This window comes from Desulfogranum marinum (assembly GCF_016918565.1).
GTDB lineage: Bacteria > Desulfobacterota > Desulfobulbia > Desulfobulbales > Desulfobulbaceae > Desulfogranum > Desulfogranum marinum.
Genome location: NZ_JAFFQD010000034.1, coordinates 1 through 17,995 on the forward strand (window position 1 = coordinate 1; position 17,995 = coordinate 17,995).

The 17,995-nt window shown below is 47.3% G+C and carries 13 protein-coding genes; 4 read left to right on the plus strand and 9 right to left on the minus strand.

Annotation, left to right across the window (positions count from 1 at the left end; all coding sequences use genetic code 11):
- Positions 1 to 313: 313 nt before the first annotated feature.
- The 4 genes from JWH17_RS16915 to JWH17_RS16930 all read right to left on the minus strand — a co-directional run bounded on the left by JWH17_RS16915 (position 314) and on the right by JWH17_RS16930 (position 4,632).
- Complete coding sequence (locus tag JWH17_RS16915) at positions 314 to 601, minus strand: hypothetical protein (RefSeq protein ID WP_205223840.1); 288 nt, start codon at positions 599 to 601, stop codon at positions 314 to 316.
- 228 nt (positions 602 to 829) lie between these two features.
- The gene (clpB, locus tag JWH17_RS16920) at positions 830 to 3,421 is read right to left on the minus strand and encodes an ATP-dependent chaperone ClpB (protein ID WP_205223841.1); all 2,592 of its coding nucleotides are present in this window, start codon (positions 3,419 to 3,421) and stop codon (positions 830 to 832) included.
- A gap of 177 nt (positions 3,422 to 3,598) precedes the next feature.
- Entirely contained in the window at positions 3,599 to 3,934 is a 336-nt protein-coding gene (locus JWH17_RS16925) for an IscA/HesB family protein (protein ID WP_205223842.1), read from the minus strand.
- Positions 3,935 to 4,299: 365 nt separating this feature from the next.
- Positions 4,300 to 4,632: an IscA/HesB family protein gene (locus JWH17_RS16930; protein WP_369125065.1), complete on the minus strand. Its 333-nt coding sequence runs from the start codon at positions 4,630 to 4,632 to the stop codon at positions 4,300 to 4,302.
- Positions 4,633 to 4,996: 364 nt separating this feature from the next.
- On the opposite strand from JWH17_RS16930, the gene JWH17_RS16940 reads away from it, so the two are divergent.
- Both JWH17_RS16940 and JWH17_RS16945 read left to right on the plus strand, forming a co-directional pair.
- On the plus strand, positions 4,997 to 6,085 hold the full coding sequence (locus JWH17_RS16940; RefSeq protein ID WP_205223845.1) for a 6-phosphofructokinase: 1,089 nt from the start codon (positions 4,997 to 4,999) through the stop codon (positions 6,083 to 6,085).
- 8 nt (positions 6,086 to 6,093) lie between these two features.
- Positions 6,094 to 6,735, plus strand: a complete 642-nt coding sequence (locus tag JWH17_RS16945) for an endonuclease III domain-containing protein (protein WP_205223846.1) — start codon at positions 6,094 to 6,096, stop codon at positions 6,733 to 6,735.
- Here the strand turns inward: JWH17_RS16945 and JWH17_RS16950 are convergent.
- The 3 genes from JWH17_RS16950 to rnr all read right to left on the minus strand — a co-directional run bounded on the left by JWH17_RS16950 (position 6,721) and on the right by rnr (position 10,579).
- A complete protein-coding gene (locus JWH17_RS16950) occupies positions 6,721 to 7,476 on the minus strand; it encodes an RNA methyltransferase (RefSeq protein ID WP_205223847.1) in 756 nt (251 codons plus the stop codon). The genes JWH17_RS16945 and JWH17_RS16950 overlap by 15 nt on opposite strands.
- 115 nt (positions 7,477 to 7,591) lie before the next feature.
- On the minus strand, positions 7,592 to 8,098 hold the full coding sequence (locus JWH17_RS16955; protein WP_205223848.1) for a hypothetical protein: 507 nt from the start codon (positions 8,096 to 8,098) through the stop codon (positions 7,592 to 7,594).
- Between the two features lie 276 nt (positions 8,099 to 8,374).
- Positions 8,375 to 10,579, minus strand: a complete 2,205-nt coding sequence (rnr, locus tag JWH17_RS16960) for a ribonuclease R (RefSeq protein WP_205223849.1) — start codon at positions 10,577 to 10,579, stop codon at positions 8,375 to 8,377.
- Positions 10,580 to 10,742: 163 nt separating this feature from the next.
- Here rnr and JWH17_RS16965 point away from each other — a divergent pair, with 163 nt between their 5' ends.
- Complete coding sequence (locus JWH17_RS16965; protein ID WP_232371155.1) at positions 10,743 to 12,851, plus strand: RelA/SpoT family protein; 2,109 nt, start codon at positions 10,743 to 10,745, stop codon at positions 12,849 to 12,851.
- A gap of 209 nt (positions 12,852 to 13,060) precedes the next feature.
- Here JWH17_RS16965 and aat read toward each other — a convergent pair whose 3' ends face one another.
- Positions 13,061 to 13,762: a leucyl/phenylalanyl-tRNA--protein transferase gene (aat, locus tag JWH17_RS16970; protein WP_232371156.1), complete on the minus strand. Its 702-nt coding sequence runs from the start codon at positions 13,760 to 13,762 to the stop codon at positions 13,061 to 13,063.
- Positions 13,763 to 14,159: 397 nt separating this feature from the next.
- Here aat and JWH17_RS16975 point away from each other — a divergent pair, with 397 nt between their 5' ends.
- Positions 14,160 to 15,899: an AAA family ATPase gene (locus JWH17_RS16975; RefSeq protein ID WP_205223850.1), complete on the plus strand. Its 1,740-nt coding sequence runs from the start codon at positions 14,160 to 14,162 to the stop codon at positions 15,897 to 15,899.
- A gap of 130 nt (positions 15,900 to 16,029) precedes the next feature.
- Here the strand turns inward: JWH17_RS16975 and JWH17_RS16980 are convergent, their stop codons facing one another.
- On the minus strand, positions 16,030 to 17,988 hold the full coding sequence (locus tag JWH17_RS16980; protein WP_205223851.1) for a peptide transporter: 1,959 nt from the start codon (positions 17,986 to 17,988) through the stop codon (positions 16,030 to 16,032).
- Positions 17,989 to 17,995: the final 7 nt, after the last annotated feature.

The window sequence follows — 17,995 nt, forward strand, 5'->3', positions numbered from 1 at the left end:
GTTCTGAGCCAGAATCAAACTCTCCAGTTTATATCCTAGCCACAATCACTTACGATTGGACTTACTTACTTCAAAAAAACCAAAATCAATTGGCCCGCTTGTTTACTGTTCAGTTGTCAAAGATCAAGGTAAAGTGCTGTGACAGCACAAAGCCGCTGTGGTTTTCAGCGGAGCAGCAAATATACAGTAGTTGCTTTTTTGAGTCAAGCAAAAAGACTTTTGTTCGTTCGTTTTTCGGTTTACGGTGCTTTGTACCCAGTTGTAGGGGCAGCCAATTGTGGGAAGAAGCGCGGACTTAGGTATGATCCTCCTCTTATTTGTCGGCTGTCCATTTTGTTAAGGTCGTAATGATCTTTTCAGCTTGTGCAGCGCTTGAGATATTAAATTTTGATTTTGGAATATACTGACCATTTCTTTTTTGATACCTTCTTATCGAGTATTTTTCCGGACCGTATTCTTCTTTGGTTCTATTGTATTCCTGGTAGCAAAAGAGGATAGTAGTCCATGCTCCCTTTGAAAGGACCTCTTTGTCGAGTTCCTTTACTACTACTAAGCCGTCTTCCTCATAGTTGATTGTCAGCTCTTCTATTTCTGATGCCATTTTCTATCCTTTTTTTATCTTGGTGTCCTGGTAGAGTGTTTGCAAAAGCGCTATCTAGTCGAACCCTTTTAAAATGGCAATCTCTGTTTTACTTCTCATTGAGAGAACCATATTAAATTGTTTGCTTGGATAAGGAGACTGGGGATTTTTTATCCGAAATAATCTTCACGGTTGAGTGAAATGTTAAAAAGCCCAGCTTTTCTTCTGTTTAGAAAAGCTGGGAGAGGATTACTTTTTACTGAAATGTAATTGATTGTCGAGGCTCGCTGATACCTGTATATGATCACCGGTTACGAATCTACCTTCAAGGATCTCCAGTGCCAAGGGGTCTTCAATGTAGCGCCTTATTGCTCTTTTGAGTGGTCTTGCGCCGAATGCGGGTTCATAGCCTGCATTGACCAGAAATTGAATTGCATCGTTGCTAAGGGTTATTTCAAATTTTTGGTCTGCCAGCCTTTTCCTCATCCGCTTAATCTGGATGTCCACTATTTGTTCCAGATCTTCTTTACTGAGACTGTGGAATGTTATTAACTCGTCAACTCTATTTAGAAATTCCGGCTTGAACTGCCGGTGAAGCAAATCGTCAATCTGGCGGCGCAGTTCATCCGGGTTTGTTTGGCCCATCTCCATAATTAGCTGGCTGCCAAGGTTGGAGGTCATGATCAGTAAAGTGTTCTTGAAGTCAACTGTACGGCCTTTTCCGTCTGTCATTCGTCCGTCGTCAAGCACCTGGAGCAAGACGTTAAAAATGTCCGGGTGGGCTTTTTCGATCTCATCAAGAAGAATGACAGCATAGGGGCGTCTTCTGACAGCTTCGGTAAGCATGCCCCCTTCATCGTACCCAACATAGCCCGGAGGTGCCCCAATGAGGCGCGCTACCGAATGCTTTTCCATGTACTCAGACATGTCGATTCGGATCATGGCTGATTCCGAGTCGAATAGAAACTCTGCCAGTGAACGAGCCAGCTCTGTTTTTCCCACCCCTGTCGGGCCGAGAAAAATAAATGAGCCCAAGGGTCTGTCTGGATCCTGAAGACCTGCCCTTGCCCGGCGAACCGCGTTGGCAACAGCATGGATGGCTTCTTTTTGACCAATGACTCTTTTGGCGAGCACATTGTCCGCCTGAACCAATTTTTCTTTTTCCCCTTCGAGCAACTTGTCAACAGGAATTCCTGTCCACTTGGCAACAACGGCGGCTACGTCTTCTTCTGAAACCTCCTCTTTGAGCATGGGATTGTTTTCTTGAATATCAGCAAGTTTTTTGTTTGCGGACTCAAGGTCTTGTTCGAGTTGAACAATCTTGCCGTAGCGGATTTCTGCCACTTTGCTGAGTTCGCCGCTGCGCTCAGCACGCTGCTCTTCCATTCTCGCTTCATCTATGTTTGCTTTAATATCCCGAATTGACTGGATAATGTCACGTTCAAGGCTCCACCGACCTTTCATGGCTTTTAATTCGTCATCCAAGTTGGCCAGATATTGTTTGAGTTCTTGCAGGCGCTCTTTAGATGTTTGGTCTTTTTCTTTTTTTAAGGCTTCTTGCTCAATTTCAAGTTTTATTTTTTTTCGCTCCAACTGATCAATTTCAGTCGGCATCGAGTCTATTTCGATACGCAATCGTGATGCAGCTTCGTCGATAAGATCGATTGCTTTGTCCGGTAAAAACCTGTCGGTTATATACCTGCTTGACAAAGATACAGCCGCCACGGTAGCGGAGTCCTGTATCCTGACGCCATGGTGCACTTCGTATTTTTCCTTAATGCCTCGTAAAATAGCTATGGTGTCCTCTTCGCTTGGTTCCTGAACAAGCACTGGTTGAAAGCGCCGTTCAAGAGCCGCATCTTTTTCAATGTATTTTCGGTATTCATCGAGTGTGGTCGCGCCGACACAATGCAGCTCCCCTCTTGCAAGTGCGGGTTTGAGCATGTTAGACGCATCCATGGAGCCCTCTGCTGCTCCTGCCCCCACAAGAGTGTGCATCTCATCGATGAAAAGGATTATTTCGCCTGCTCTTTTTTCTACCTCTTTGATTACAGCTTTGAGTCGGTCTTCAAATTCCCCCCTATATTTAGCCCCGGCAACAAGGGCTCCCAGGTCAAGCGCTATAACCTGTTTGCCCTCAAGGGTTGAAGGGATATCTCCGTTGACTATCCGCTGGGCAAGGCCTTCGATAATAGCGGTTTTACCGACTCCAGGTTCGCCAATCAGGACCGGGTTGTTTTTGGTTCTTCTGGAAAGTACCTGGATGATACGTCGAATCTCTTCATCTCTGCCAATCACAGGGTCAAGTTTTTCCTGTCTTGCCACATCTGTTAGATTGCGAGCGTATTTTTCAAGGGCTTGATACTTTTCTTCAGGGTAGGGGTCAGTCACCCTCTGGTTACCCCTTATTGAGGTTAGGGCTTGCAGGAATTTATCGCTGGTAATTCCCATGCGTTTAAGCATGGATGCTACCTTGAGATTCTGTGTGGCGAGCATGGTCAGGAAGAGGTGTTCCTGTGAGACATATTCGTCCTGCATGTTGGCGGCCGTTTTAAATGCCTGTTCAAGCAGGGTGCGAAATTGTGGCGAAGCATATGATTGATTTGCTCCGGCACCCGTGACTTGGGGTAATTCACTAATTAAGGAATTGGTTTCTTTGAGGATGAGGCTTGGCGTTATTCCCATTTTTTGTAAAACAGGAACGACCACTCCTTCGGGCTGCTCCAGGATTGCCTTGAGTAAGTGTTCCGGCTGTATTTCCTGGTTGCCGCCATTTTGGGCAAGGTTGTGGGCATTTTGAATTGCCTCCTGTGACTTGAGAGTGAATTTATCGAGTTGCATTGTATTTCTCCTTTTTTCCCTATGGGAGGGTTGAGGGTAAAAAATTTTATATCGGAGAAAGTAAGGATGAAAAGTGGTGTGTCAAGATTTTGGCACACCAGGCTTTTGTTTTGTTTTTGCTCATAAAAAAATGCCTTTGTCAAGTGACAAAGGCATTTTAGCGAAATTATATTTTTGCTATGAGCAACACGATCCAGAGGCGCATGACCCGGAACTGCAGCCACCACCGCCAACGGGATTTGTTGAGGTTATTGAAAATCCAGAGCCGTGTTCTGCCTCTACGAAATCAATTTTTACGGCCCCACACGTGGAGAGCAGTTCTTTTTCTATCAAAAATTGAAGAGTGCCCTCTTGAAAGGTGGTATCGTTATCTTTTACATCATCTAGTGCTAAGCCCAATGCGGGACCTGCACAACCACCCTGCATCAGCGCAATGCGGATGGCCGACTCCGTGTTATTTTGCTGCAGGTAAGATGTAAGGTTTTCTAGGGCCGATTCTGTAATTTCAAACATATGTATCTCCTGTGAGTTCTCAAATAATTATTTAACGGGAAACATGATAGTGAGATATGAGTTTGTTGATTTACAAGAATTTTCGTTCAAGGTCGAGGCATGATCAAAAAATAACCACAGGCATATATTTGATATTCCGAGGATTATTTTTTTAACATAACGAAGAGATTGGGCGAAAAGGCAGTAAATCAACGGGCTCGGATATGTACCCCTTGTTTTTAACTGGACAAGCATAATGGCTAAATAAAGTTACCAGTGGTACGACTTTGTTGGCTGCCTCCAGGAGTTACAGGGCTTTCTTTTGATCAAAAAAAAGCCCCTGCCGGGAGGCAGGGGCTTGTGTACAAGAAAATAGTTTCTTGTAATCAACCGCACGATCCTGAAGAGCAGGATCCTGAACTGCAGCCACCACCGCCAATTGGATTTGTTGAGGTTATGGAAAAACCTGATCTATATCCTGCTTCGAGGAAATCGACTTTGATTGCACCGCAGGTAGTCAACAGACTATCTTCAACCAGGAATTTTATAGCGTCTTCTTCAAACGTTTTATCGTTATCTTTTGGCTCATCCAGAGCCAATCCCAAAGATGGGCCAGCTCAACCGCCCTGCATCAAGGCGATGCGGACAGCAGAATCAATGCTGTTTTGCTCCATATAGGATTTGAGATTTTTTATGGCTGATTCCGTTACTTCAAACATTCATACCTCCTAAGTTTCCTTTCTTTATCCCTTACAGGGAATGTGTTCTGACGTAAGTATTACGTTAAGGCAGTTGATATGTAAAGTCAATACAGGGCGACAAGCCAATGTCATCTGCATGAAATTACGTATATCTGAAATGAAAAAGCCCTTTACCATAGAATGTCAAAATAGGGAAGTCCTCTTTGTATACGGAGAGGAGGACGTGAATCGGAAGCAAATGAGAGCGAAGTGTTGAAAGATGTTGTCAAAACTGTTCCCAGTCTCTACACTTTGTTTTTTGTAATGTCGAATATGCATTCTCTCCTTTTCCAAAGTTGAAGTGCATCTAGAAAATAAAAAAATTTTCATATTATCAGAGAGAATGCGTGAAAAAATTTTAATATCCACCGGCGGTGGAGATGCCCCTGGTCTTAATGCGGTAATTTTTGCGGTGGTTAAATCTGCAACCAGAAAGGGATGGGAGGTGTATGGCAGCCGCTCGGGCTATGGCGGCTTATTGGACCGGGATGATTTGGTGCGCCTTTCTCCGGAAGATGTTGAGGGGATTCTTCCAGTGGGGGGGACTATTCTTGGCTCAACCAATAAGGGAAATCCGTTTGCAGTGCCGGTCGAAAATCTTGCAGGTGAAATTAAAATAGTTGATATTTCGGATAAAATTTTGAGCAACTTTAAACGAATGGGCTTTTTTTGTCACGTGGCTATCGGTGGTGATGGAAGCCTGGATATAGCCCACCGTTTTGCTCAGAAAGGGATGCCAGTTATCGGGGTACCCAAAACCATTGATAATGACCTGGAAGCGACTGATCGGACATTTGGTTTTGATACTGCCGTTTCCACCGCTACCGATGCCATTGATAAGCTGCATTCTACTGCAAAATCCCATGATAGAGTGATGGTTGTTGAAGTGATGGGACGAGAATCAGGGTGGATAGCGTTGTATTCAGGTATCTCCGGTGGCGCCGATGTTATTCTTATCCCTGAGATCCCTTTTAGTCTTGATGCAGTTTGCGAAAAGATTGCCGATAATGAATTGCATGACAAGCATTATTCAATCGTAGTGGTTGCTGAAGGAGCTGCCTCCGAAGGGGGGCAGGTAATGAGTAAAGGTAAAGGTGAACTTGGCAGAGATGAGGTGGTGCTCGGTGGTGTCGGTGAGTGGGTTGCAGCCGAGATCCGTGACCGGCTTGGCAAGGATACACGCTCGCTGGTACTGGGGCATCTTCAGCGGGGCGGCTCTCCTACGACCTTTGACAGGCTCCTTGCCCTTCGCTTCGGTGCCGCAGCGGTTCGGATGGCTGAGGCGGAAATGTTTGATCATATGGTAGCCTGGACCCCGCCTACAATGACATCGGTACCCATTGCGGATGCTATCTGCAGGCGAAAAAAGGTGGACTTGAGTAGTGATAAAGTGCTTACCGCTCGTGAAATTGGCATCTGTCTGGGGGATTAAAGAAACCAATGGCCGCAGATGCACTCAGTGAAATGTATACCAGGCTCATGGATCATTTCGGCCCGCAAAGCTGGTGGCCGGGAGAAACACCTTTTGAAGTAATGGTGGGTGCTATATTGACCCAAAATACCAACTGGGGCAATGTGGAAAAGGCCATGCAAAGGCTTAAGGACGCAGGGCTGCTCAGCCTGGAAAAGATGGTCGAATTGCCTTCCGGATTGCTGGCAGAATATATTCGTCCTGCAGGCTACTACAATATCAAGGCTACTCGCCTGCTGAACTTATGTCGCTGCATAGTCACTCATGGAGTTGGGACCGTGGCTGGTTTTTTAGCGCAGCCACTCACACAATTGCGAGCTCAGCTTTTGAGTGTCAAAGGGATTGGTCAGGAAACTGCTGATTGTATTCTTCTTTATGCTGCTCAGTTTCCTGTTTTTGTCGTTGATACGTATACCTATCGCGTTTTGAGTCGGCATAACCTTGTGGGGGAGACAACCAGTTACGAGGAAATGCAGGCATTGTTCATGGATAATTTGAACGCTGATGTCAAGGTGTTCAATGAATATCACGCGTTATTGGTACAGGTCGGCAAGCAGTATTGCCGAAAAAAAAATCCCGCGTGCAGCAGCTGCCCTTTATACGGGATCTGATTTTTTGGTTTGATGCCAGATAAATTTTCTACAGATCCCGCGAATCATGCTGGCCTCTTTTTTCCTCAGTCTGATTCTGCTTAAAAACTGACGAATATTACGCATCCAGTAGGTTTGGTTGGTATCGTGGAGAAAGGTGACCCGAAGGAGGGCCTGTTCTATGTGCTCATACATGCCTTCAAGATCGTATGAGTTGGCATATTCCTGGGTTTTATTGTGAGGGTGGACAACATCGGGCAGGACTGTGTAGAGTTCATAGCAATGTATGGCCACCGCCTGAGCAAGATTGAGCGAGGAAAAATCCGCTGTGGGGATGGTGGAGGTGAACTGGCACAGGTCGACATCTTCGTTGGTGAGGCCGGCATTTTCAGGACCGAACATGATGGCCACCTTGTTCCCCGCCACTAGTGGCGCAAATTCCTGCATCACCCGTCGTGGACTCATCTTTTGCGGCCTTTGCCTCCCCTGTCTGGCCGTGGTTGCTACGATGGAATGAAAGGGACGGGCTGCTTCCGCTGTTGTTGCATATATCTCCATTTCATGGATCATGTGTGCAGCTTTGTGCGTGGCCATCTTAAGCATTTTGTCTTTATCCGGCTGTTCGTCGGTAACAACGATCAGTTTTTGAATGCCGAAGTTATGGGCTATACGTGCTGAAGCGCCTATGTTTTCAGGATATTTCGGTCGTACCAGGATGAGAGCGATCATCGTGTGTTCAGGGCTGTGTTGTGTGTCGTTCATTGTAGGGTAGGGAAGCGAGAGGCAGGTGGTCGTGTTTGCAGGAGCGCAGAAAAAAGATATTGCCGGAACTCCAAGGCGGAGTTCCGGTAAAAAGAGGAAGTTGGTAATGTTAGACTCAGCTACCGGTTGATTCTTCGAGTTCCAGGTGACGTTTGCCGGGTTTTTCTGCTGGTGTTGAAGAGTTGGTGGTCATACGTTTAAAGAAAGGAATAATCCCCCTTTCCGCCCGTTTGATTTCCTCTTCGGCGTCTTTAAGTGTAATCTGCCAGGCAGGAGCAAAGCCTGGTGATTTCTCAAACATGATTTCAATTGCTTTCTGGTAGACCTGTGTCTGGCGGAGTTCCTGTCGGCCAGGTTTTTGATTGAGCACCTGGACCATGTTGCGCAGGTTGTCTCGTTCCTGTTTCAGTTTGTCGGTCTCTATTTTACGGCGCTCGTTTTCTTCAGAGTCAATTTCCAGTTTGGTGTGCAGATGTTCACGCAATTTTTTCAGGTTGCTGTTGAGATCACGTATTTTGAAAAGTGCCTTTACCCAGAGAATAAATGCGATTGCGAGTCCAATGAGAAGGCCCCGTAGGAAAGGGTTACCTAATATGCTGCCTATCCAGCTTGTTTCTTCCATGTTGATACCTCGAAATAAAGCCTTTTTCTTATAAGATGAGAGGGCGACTTGACATTCACTACGCTTATGTTGTCGTTGTCCTCTGTGTAAAATACTACGTGTTTTGTCGAAGAGTTGTGTCTGGGGATAATTGGGTGTCCACAGGATGGAATTTACATTCTTCTCCTTAGAGTTTGTCAGCCATGCGCATAGTCAAGCTGGGTTTTATTTGAAATAGGCTGCTTCGTCAAGAGAAACTGCAGTTGCAATCATCCATGGTCAATGAGCAGAACCTGCTCAGTTGTCTTCTGCCGTAGCAAGGGAAAAGGTAATGCGTTTACTGAGAATGTCCACATGGTCGAGTGTAACCTCCACTGTATCTCCTAGTTGGAAGATACGGTTTGTCCGTTCTCCAATGAGGCGATGCCGTTTTGCATCATGAAGATAATAATCGTCTTTCATGGTTTGAACCGGAATGGCTCCACTGATATACTCTTTCTGTAATTCTACAAAAAGACCAAAAGAGGTGACCCCGGAAATAACGGCCGGGTACTGTTCCCCCACTTTGTCCCTCATGTAGACCGCAGCTAACCGGGCATGGACGTTTCGTTCAACCGTAATGGCTTTACGTTCGCAACCAGAAAGGTTTTTTCCTGCCTCTACAAGAGCGTTGTAGCCGGATGATTGTGGGAGCAGACGAGTGTCACCTGTTTCGCGTCTGAGCAGGGCATGCAGTGCTCGGTGGGCAATCAAATCCGGGTAGCGCCTGATGGGGGAGGTAAAATGGAGGTAGTACTCTGCGGCAAGTCCAAAGTGACCGGTGTTTTCAGCAGCATATCTTGCTTGCTGCATCGTACGGAGCAGGAGATTGTTGATGACATACTCACGGGGGGTGCCGGCAGTAGTTGCAATAACCTCTGCAAACCAGGCTGGAGTTTTAGCGGTTGTTGGTATGATTACGGCCAATGCCTTGCAAACATCGACAAAGCTCTCTACTTTTGTCGGGTCTGGGTTTTCATGTATCCTGAACAATGCCTGGCGGCCATGGGTGGCGAGCGTTTCGGCAACAGCTTCATTGGCCGCAAGCATACACTCTTCAATTAACATGTGTGCTTGATTTCTTTCGCTCAAGGTGATGGTTGTCACCTTACCTTGAGCAACCTGTATGGATGGCTCGGGTATGTTGAAACCGAGGCTGCCGCGTCGAGCTCTTTGCCCTGCGAGTAGGGTGGTGAGCGTTTTCGCATTTTCCAGCATGGGCAGAAGGTCGGCATGTTGCTGGAGAAGAAGCTGGTCCTGTTGGTATAAGAGTTGATAAATCGTTGAGTAGGTGAAACGACGCCTGCTCTTAATCAGGCTTTTTGTATATTGTTCATCAATTCGATGGCCTGTTTTGTCAAAGCGTAATATGGCTGTAAATGCAGGGCGGGGCTTTTCCGGGACCAGGCTGCAGAGATTATTGGATAACCGCTCGGGAAGCATTGGCAGTACCCTGTCTGGGAGATAAACGCTTGTACCACGAGCGTACGCCTCCTGATCTATTGCAGATCCGGGTTTAACATAGTGGCTGACGTCGGCTATGGAAACATACAGGGTAAAACCGGTGGCTGTCTGTTCTACCGCTATGGCATCATCAAAGTCACGGGCATCAGCACCGTCAATGGTTACATGTGGAATATGCTGCAGATCTTGCCGATCATCGCTGCATGTGGTAAGCGGCTGAAGTTTTTCTGCTTGTGCGATAACTGCATCGGGAAAATGATCGCGAAGCTTGGCCTCCAGTATGGCCATCCTTATTTGCACCTCGGTGTTGTAGGGATCGCCGAGGATTTGGGTGATCTTTCCTTGTGGTGATTGCCGTTCGTTACCGTAGTCAATTATTTCCACGACTACAGCCATACCGTCCTCTGCATTAGAGGTGTTATCCTTACCGATAAGCACCGTGTAGGGGAGCCTGTCGTTATCAGGAGTTACATAACCGCTTGTACCGCTTGCATTGAAAATGCCGCAAAGACTTGTGATGGCTCGAGAGAGTACCTGGATAACCCTGCCTTCCCTCCGCCCCCTGGCAAAGTGCGTTATGGCTACCAGTATCGTGTCGCCATGGCTTGCACCGTTGAGGTCTCTGGCAGCAATAAAGATATCTTTTTCTTTGGGGGCCTGGTTTTTTACTGTAGCAAAGCCAAACCCTTTTGCCGTAAGGTCTAATTTTGCACGCACCAGGTCTTTACCGAAGGCAAGGCAGAACCGTTTCCCTTTCTTCTGTAATTTTTTTTTGGTCGTCATCTCTTCAAGCAGCTTAGCCAGGCGAGGTCTCTCCTTTCTGGAAAGGTGTATGGCCGCTGCAATATCTGACAGCGATATCGGCTTTTTCTGGTTGACCAGTATGTTCGTCACTTTTTGCTCAATCAGGGGCATGCTGGAGTCTGTTGAGCGTGATTTTCTATGGTTCTTTCTGGCGGCGGATTTGTTTCGCAGCCGATGATTGTTTTTTCTGGTCATTTTATATCGTTGATGTCGGTCTTCAGGAGCCTGTGGCAGGAGAATTTACTTTGTTGGATAATGACAATCTGCTACACTGCAGGGCAAGCTTGCAGCAAGGCATGAATTTAATCCTACACTATCTGGATGATAAAAACAGAAAAACAGGTCCATTTGGGCAACTATGATGCATAAATCCTCTTTTGATATTCCTGCTTATAAAGAGGTTATGGGGCGCTTTGTCGATCAAAGTGCTGAGGGACAAGTCTTTTGGGATGCATTGGATTTCGCATTTGATGCCCATGGGGATCAATGGCGTCGTTCAGGCGATCCGTACATTATGCATCCGTGCAGTGTTGCCCGTATTCTTGCAGAAGAACTAGATATCACCGATCCGGAGATGCTGGCAGCAGCGCTGTTGCATGATACGGTTGAGGATGTTGAGAGTATTACCAATGAAACGATTCGCCATCACTTTGGTCCCACTGTGGAAGCGATTGTTGACGGATGCACTAAGGTAACCAATTATTCGGGGGACCGGCAGACTTTTAAAAAGCTTGTCCACCGGAAAATTTTTAGTGGTGCGGCAGCGCGGCTTGAGGTGATGCTGGTAAAACTTGCAGACAGGTTGCATAATCTGCGTACCCTTTCTTCCATGCCTCGCCATAAAAGGCAGAAGATAGCAGTAGAAACGTTGGACATTTATGCTCCCCTGGCAACCATTCTTGGGCTGTTTGATATCAAGCGAGAACTGTATAACCTTGCCTTGGCATATAAATATCCGCGTCAGGGAAATAAGCTGCAACTCAAGATAAACAAGCTGAAAAACGATCCTGCTTCTTTGGAAATCATTGCCAATGCCCAGCAGGCATTAAGCAAGGCTGGGATCGAGAGCAAGATAACACTACGAACCAAAGGGTTATGGGGGTACTATGATTTTCGTCACCGTATCCTTATTCAGGAGATTGAGACACCCCAGGAGGTGTTGGTACTTGTTGGCCAGCGGAAAGACTGCTACACTGCCTTGGGCACATTGAATGTCATCTATCCTCCAATCCCGAGAACCATTCGAGATTTTATAGCCAATCCTAAGCCCTCCGGTTATCAAGGGCTTCATGCGCGATGCAATATAGGCGGCCGCAAGTACCTTTTTAAGATCCGCACAGAAAGTATGGCCCGTAGGGCTCAACGAGGACTTGTCCGCGATTGGAATGAGGGCGGTAAGGCTAAAGTTCGTTTTGTTAAAGAAATTCAAGAGATGTTTGATATCCTCGGCAGCGAGGATTCGGTGTCGTATCGCGACCTGATTGCGGCCAGAGGGCGAAAAGAGATCTATACCTACACGCCCCAAGGTGATCTTGTCTGTCTCCCGGTCAACTCAGTTGTGCTTGATTTCGCCTTTCGTGTTCATACAGCCATTGGCCATACTTGTGTCGGAGCCATGATTGGTAATCGTAAGGTCGATGTCCATGCAAAGCTCAGAGATGGCAATGTCGTCAAGGTACTGCGCCAGGACAAGCCTGTTAATTTTGATTATGACACCCAGAGAAAGTGCCAAACTTCACGTGCACGTTCAGAGTTGGCAAAGGCATTTCGGTTACGTCGGGAAAAGGTACTCACGGACATCGGTGCTTCTGTTTTGCGTCAGGAGATGCGGCGTTATGGTGTGCCTTTTGAGGTGATTGAAAAACAGGGGATGACCGATATCTTGGCATACTTTAAGCTTGATTCCCTTGAAGAGCTTTTTCTTCAGCTAGGCGTAGGGCATGTCAGGCTGCGAGAACTTATTTACGAGATTCGCAATGGGTTGTATGTTGGTCGGCCCACTTTGTATCAGCCCACCGGGGTCTTTAACCGGGTCGATCTTACTACTTTGGACCCGGTGGTCATGAAATCTTCTGCCTGTTGTAAACCGACACCGTTGGATAAAGGAGTTATTGGCCTGTTGAGTGAGCGTGGTTTGTCGTTGCACCGTAAAGATTGTGAACAGTTACAACGGATTAAGTTTCAACGGGAAGACGCAGTAGAAGTACGGTGGAAGCTCAAGGAAACAAAAATAGATAAATCACAGAAGCTGATTGTTATGGAAGTCAACCGCCATCGATTGTTCATGTTGCTTTCTGTCGCTCCATTGGAGATGAAAGTGACCGATATTGTCTATTTAGGGCGTGGCGTCTCTCAAGTCGGTGACTGGGAAATCAATTTTACTGTCCCTAACCTGTATGGGCTCAAAAAAATTAACCGTCACTTTGCCCGCTCTTCCCTGCGCTATGATTTTGACTTGGACATGTAATGTATGGGGGGATAAATAATTTTTCTTGACAGGCACATTGTGGTACTTATAATACAAGTCATGGCAGGGAGAGAACAACCTGCTATCGATTGATCATTGTATGGCAGTGCAGGATCAATCAGTACCGGTTGAAGTCTTGAACACGCTTCAATTGGTAATCATGTCCTTCCTGATTGGCGTCTGTTTGCAGGTCCCCTCCTTACCTGTTTCTACAGACGCCATTTTTTTTGCGGTTTGCATGCGTCGATCTGCATCTCCAGCTGTTCCTGAAATTGCTCTCTGGAAATTTCCCTTGCTCCAAAACGAACAAGATGTTCTGTGGTCATTTGACAGTCAATAATGGCAATGTTAAAGGCGTTTGCGCTGTTGGCCAAGGTGGCCAGGGCAACCTTAGATGCATCTGTAATGGTGGTGAACATGGATTCGCCAAAAAAGAAGCTGTCTATACACACCCCATAGAGGCCACCGGCAAGGGTATCCTCATGCCAGCATTCAATGGAATGGGCAAAGCCGAGTTCATGGAGGCGGATATAAGCCTGCTGCATGGCTGCGGTGATCCAGGTTCCTTCCACGTCGCGATGACCGGCCTGGGAGCAGGAGGCGATAACCTCTGCAAAGGCGGTATCTGCAGTGACGGTAAATTTTTTTTTGTTGATGGTGCGGCGAAGGCTGCGTGGCAGGTGAAACTCTTCAGGGAAGAGGACAAGTCTTGGCGCGGGTGACCACCAGAGTAACGGTTCCCCTTCTGCGTACCAGGGAAAGATGCCGTTGGTATAAGCCATTAGTAATCGCTCTGGTGAAAGATCACCCCCAATGGCAAGGAGTCCATCTGGTTCAGCGAGGTCTGTTGCAGGGAAGATCAGGTCATCTATAAGGCGAAAGACTGGCATAGGCAAAAGTGCAGTGAGCATACATGAGCTATTATGAAAGAGTGTATTATTTGTTGAGCACTATACCTGGAATAAATGGAATTTCATCTGAAGAAACGAGGATGTTGGAAAAATTCACGGGGCAGCTCCAGGACCTGCTTTTTTTACATTAAGATGAGATGGTCTGTCACTTTTGTGCTTGTTTTTTAAGAAATGAGGAAAAGGCTTCTGCCCGTGGCTTGTTTGTGAACAATGTCTGGAGCCGATAGAAGGAAAATCGGATATAGTATTTCGGAAAAGAAGCAAAAAGAGTGCATCTTTGCAAAAAAGAGGTTTACAGGAGATGCTAAGTCATTGATAATCGCATGACTTGTGATAAAATTAGGCACTAGAGACTGCTTTTTTCCTAAAATTTACAAAGCATTTATATATATTCCCAATGTATCTGGAACATTTTAACTTACATTACGAGCCGTTTAAGGAAGAGCCTGATGTCAATATCTTCTACCCCGGCGGTCAAAGAGAAGTTGTCTGTAAGGCCTTAATCAGCGATATCATTACCGGCAAACCTTTGGTCAAGTTTATCGGCAGTGAAGGGTCCGGCAAGACGCTCATCTGCCGTATCATTGCCAAGAAAGTTCCAGGCAATACTGATGTTGTCTATATCGATAATCCCATAGGTTCCTTTGATGACCTGTTACGTGTCATCTGTCTGGATCTTGGAATGCATCCTTCGGGCGGACATGAGTCGGTCAACTTTGTGCATGAACTGCATGGGTTGCTGGACAAACGGCGCCAACAGAATAAGAAAGTGCTGATAATCGTTGATGAGGCGGAAAAGCTCTTTCTGGCAACCCTGGAACGCCTGGTGCGATCTATCTGTGAGGCCGAGGAAGGCGACGTGCTGCGTATCGTTCTTGCCGGTCGCCCTGGTCTTGATGCAAACCTTGAACAGCTGGCGATTTATTGTGCCAATGTGGATATCAATGCCGGACATTATCTCGAGCCATTGGACGAAGAAGAGACCAGCGAATACCTCATGTATCGGTTGGAGGCCGCCGGGCTTTCTTTAGACCAGCATGAAGATTTTTTCTCTGATGGTGCTCTTGCTAAGATTTATGCATCTTCCCAAGGTAACATGCGGATGATCAATATCTTAGCTGAGGAGTCACTGCAGAATTCCTGTTCGGTGAAATCGTTCATGGTGCTGTTGGATCATGTAACTGTTGACGACGAGACTGATGAGCATGCGACTCCCCTGGTAACGAGGGTGATGGAGAAGCTGGAAGGTGCAGTTGCTTTTTTCCAGGAGAACAAGTTGCTTGCCGGTGCCGGAGCAGTAGCAATTATTTTGGTGTTTGTGATCGGAATGTTGGTTTCCGGAGGAGAAGAACAACTTGATCCGGTTGCTCCGTCCTTGCCTCCTGAACAGGAAAATACGATCGAAGCGGCAGCCGGCGTGCCGGCTGTTGAGCCGCCGCTGGAAACGGTTCCAGTGCCTGCGGGCGAGCCGGAAAAGGAACTCACAGAAGAGAATAAAGTAGAGGTAGTGCCGCCGCCTGTGGCTGAAATCACCCAGGTGCCCGAAAGCGTTGCCATTGAGGAGGATGTCATTGTTGAACCTCTAGATACGCCTGTTGTTCAGGAAACTCCTCCTGCCTCTACCCAGGAAAAGGCGGAATCAAAAAAAACGGCTATCATTATAGTCCGGCCGGAGGGCAAAAAGCGGGCTCCTGATGCGCCCCCTGTTGTCGCTGCCGAGCCCCCCCCGCCTCCTCCCGAAGTAGCCGCCCAAAAGCCTGTAGAGAGACCTTCGGAAAAGGTGATGTATAAGGGGCGGGATGGTGAGCTGCTTTTCCGTGAGCGTCGTCGAGCAAGTGCAGGCTGGCTGGCAGAGGCTTTTCGTGGAGGGTATACTATTCAATTGATGATGCTGACCTCCAACAACGCAGAGGGCAACCTGAAAAGGATGTTGGTCCAGGATCAGTATCACGACATTAAGGATCAGCTCTATATTCTGCGTAAAAAATCGTCGCCTCCAACTCTGTTCGTTTATTATGGAATTTACGATTCCATGGACCAGGCCCGGAAAGAGCGCAACATTATGCCTGTTTTTTTACGTAAACATCACCCCTATGCTGTGTCGATCAATGATGCCTTGAAGAAAACAGAAGATTAATACTGGTGGCGCCGTAGGAATGTATCTCTTTTGCGGCGCCATCTTGTTCAGTATTACTACCAAAAATTTTGAACCTGCCACCGCCTGAACTGATCAGAAATCCGAGGTAAATACATCACTCGTTTCTTTCTCAGTAGGCCATGTAGCTCAGCGATTTGAGAATGAGCGCAAATCCCATGGCAAACATACCTGTCAATCCCATACCACAGGCAAAGCCTGCCAGCAGAACAGGTGCATACTGTCGCCACATGGAGCCATAGCGTTTGTGGAAATAATAGCGCCCCAGCAGAGCTCCTGCAACTTCCAGGATAATTCCGTGGGGGGTTGATTGACCAAGTCCCCTGACAACCCCGTAAATCAACAACACAGGCAGGCCTAGAACGCTGAGGATCATATACATGACCAAACCCAGCCCCAGGCCGGAAAACACATAGGACGCCTTCAGTGCCTGGAAGAAGAGAGAGTTGCCCTCCAGTGTTGAAGTCTGCATCAGAAGCGTGTTCAGGGCTTGTAAATGCCACAGTTCTTGGGCATACGGATAGCTCGCAGAGGGTATGGGTGCCAGCCGCCAGATAAACTGGGAAAAAAGTAAACTGGAGATCATGACCACCGGGAAAACTACCAGTTCTGCCTTGATGATGCCGCGCAACGAGGTGCCTGTCAGTTCAATTTCCCTGAACCCGACTGTTGCCTCGCCGTAATTATGGATAGGGATCGGCGCATACCAGATCTCAATTCCCTGGTAGCCGAAATATTTAGCCCCGGCGATAAAGCTTGCTTCCCTTACAAGCGGCAGGCTCACAAACTGACCGGCAATACCCTCCATCCTGGCAGTGATGTAAGAAATGATGGGTGTGTAGATAAAGCCATAGCCAAGGAAGAAAATCCAGGGGAAGTTGGGCACCAGCCACATACAGAGCAGCACGTAGGACAGGGTGGAGCAAACATAGATACCAATGGATATCCAGAAGTTGAAATCCCCTCTGCCGGCCGGTGGGTTGAAGAGGTCCTTGAGTGTCCCCCGTTCAGCTCCGCTTTTACTAAAGGAGCGGATGACCGACCAGATGCCGATAACTCCTATGGCGAGTCCAAGCCCGATGCCAAAGCTCATGTAAAAATCAAAATTATTGGCAAACACGGTATCCACCGTACCCATTCCCTGGTGCCAGCGGTGCAAAATGCCCTTGTCCCAGAGGATCGGGTTCAGAAAAATCGTGATAATTAACCCGATCATGCCGCCCATAACCGCCCAGAAAGGGAGCACCATTCCGATGAACACCAGGCCGAGATCTAACTGGATGCCTGTTGCCACCGCAGGCAGGACTTCTTCGGTGTGTCTGGTCAACTCAATCCATGGTATGGGAATCAACCGTATCGGTTCAGTAAAAATTAAGCCGGACACAACCGGCAGCAAAACATAAATGCCGCCAAAGGCCAGCCCTATAACCGCACCAATGGAAAAGACTCGCCATTTCCATCCTGTTTTTTTTTCTTCGGTAGACTCGGCAAGGGCCATGGTTCCCAATGCCCCGACCGGTGCCATGGGAAAAGGGAGCTTTTCCACATCTGAAGTAATTCTGTATAGCGCGTACCCCAGGCCAAATCGGTCGACCCTTTGGATAATCTGTGAACCCACAAGAAGCAGGATGGGGATAAGCCAGTCCCGGTGGAGAAAGGTTCTCTGCAGAAGGGATTCCGAGCCGGCACCAGGTGCAATCCACGTGGGGATAAACTCTGCAACTCCAAGCATCTTGGCTGCATCAGACTGTACGAGGTATTGGCTCCATAACAACCCTTGAAAAGGGGATGCCAATGCAGCCCCGGCCATGTAATAGAGGATGAAAATTTCTTGCTGCCGCAGATTCGTGTGTGCCCTTTTGGCAATTTCTGCAAAAAGAATAATCGTCACCCAGCGGGCAGCAGGGCCAATCCCAGATCCGATAACCAACTGCAGGTACATGGAACCGGGCATCATGAGAAAACCGATGAAAATCGCTCCGACAACGGTTTTCCAATCAAAGCCCTCTTCAAATGTTTCAGGAGTCTTGAGCAGATCCCTGTATTCTTTTAGTTCCTTGTCATCATACATGCGACTG

What these genes read in the sequence shown, in the direction of transcription:
- JWH17_RS16940 (WP_205223845.1), top strand. Translation starts at nt 4,997, where the DNA reads ATGCGTGAAAAAATTTTAATATCCACCGGCGGTGGAGATGCCCCTGGT.
- JWH17_RS16915 (WP_205223840.1), bottom strand. Translation starts at nt 601, where the DNA reads ATGGCATCAGAAATAGAAGAGCTGACAATCAACTATGAGGAAGACGGC.
- aat (WP_232371156.1), bottom strand. Translation starts at nt 13,762, where the DNA reads ATGCTCACTGCACTTTTGCCTATGCCAGTCTTTCGCCTTATAGATGAC.
- JWH17_RS16950 (WP_205223847.1), bottom strand. Translation starts at nt 7,476, where the DNA reads ATGAACGACACACAACACAGCCCTGAACACACGATGATCGCTCTCATC.
- JWH17_RS16965 (WP_232371155.1), top strand. Translation starts at nt 10,743, where the DNA reads ATGATGCATAAATCCTCTTTTGATATTCCTGCTTATAAAGAGGTTATG.
- JWH17_RS16980 (WP_205223851.1), bottom strand. Translation starts at nt 17,988, where the DNA reads ATGTATGATGACAAGGAACTAAAAGAATACAGGGATCTGCTCAAGACT.
- rnr (WP_205223849.1), bottom strand. Translation starts at nt 10,579, where the DNA reads ATGACCAGAAAAAACAATCATCGGCTGCGAAACAAATCCGCCGCCAGA.
- JWH17_RS16975 (WP_205223850.1), top strand. Translation starts at nt 14,160, where the DNA reads ATGTATCTGGAACATTTTAACTTACATTACGAGCCGTTTAAGGAAGAG.
- JWH17_RS16925 (WP_205223842.1), bottom strand. Translation starts at nt 3,934, where the DNA reads ATGTTTGAAATTACAGAATCGGCCCTAGAAAACCTTACATCTTACCTG.
- clpB (WP_205223841.1), bottom strand. Translation starts at nt 3,421, where the DNA reads ATGCAACTCGATAAATTCACTCTCAAGTCACAGGAGGCAATTCAAAAT.
- JWH17_RS16955 (WP_205223848.1), bottom strand. Translation starts at nt 8,098, where the DNA reads ATGGAAGAAACAAGCTGGATAGGCAGCATATTAGGTAACCCTTTCCTA.
- JWH17_RS16945 (WP_205223846.1), top strand. Translation starts at nt 6,094, where the DNA reads ATGGCCGCAGATGCACTCAGTGAAATGTATACCAGGCTCATGGATCAT.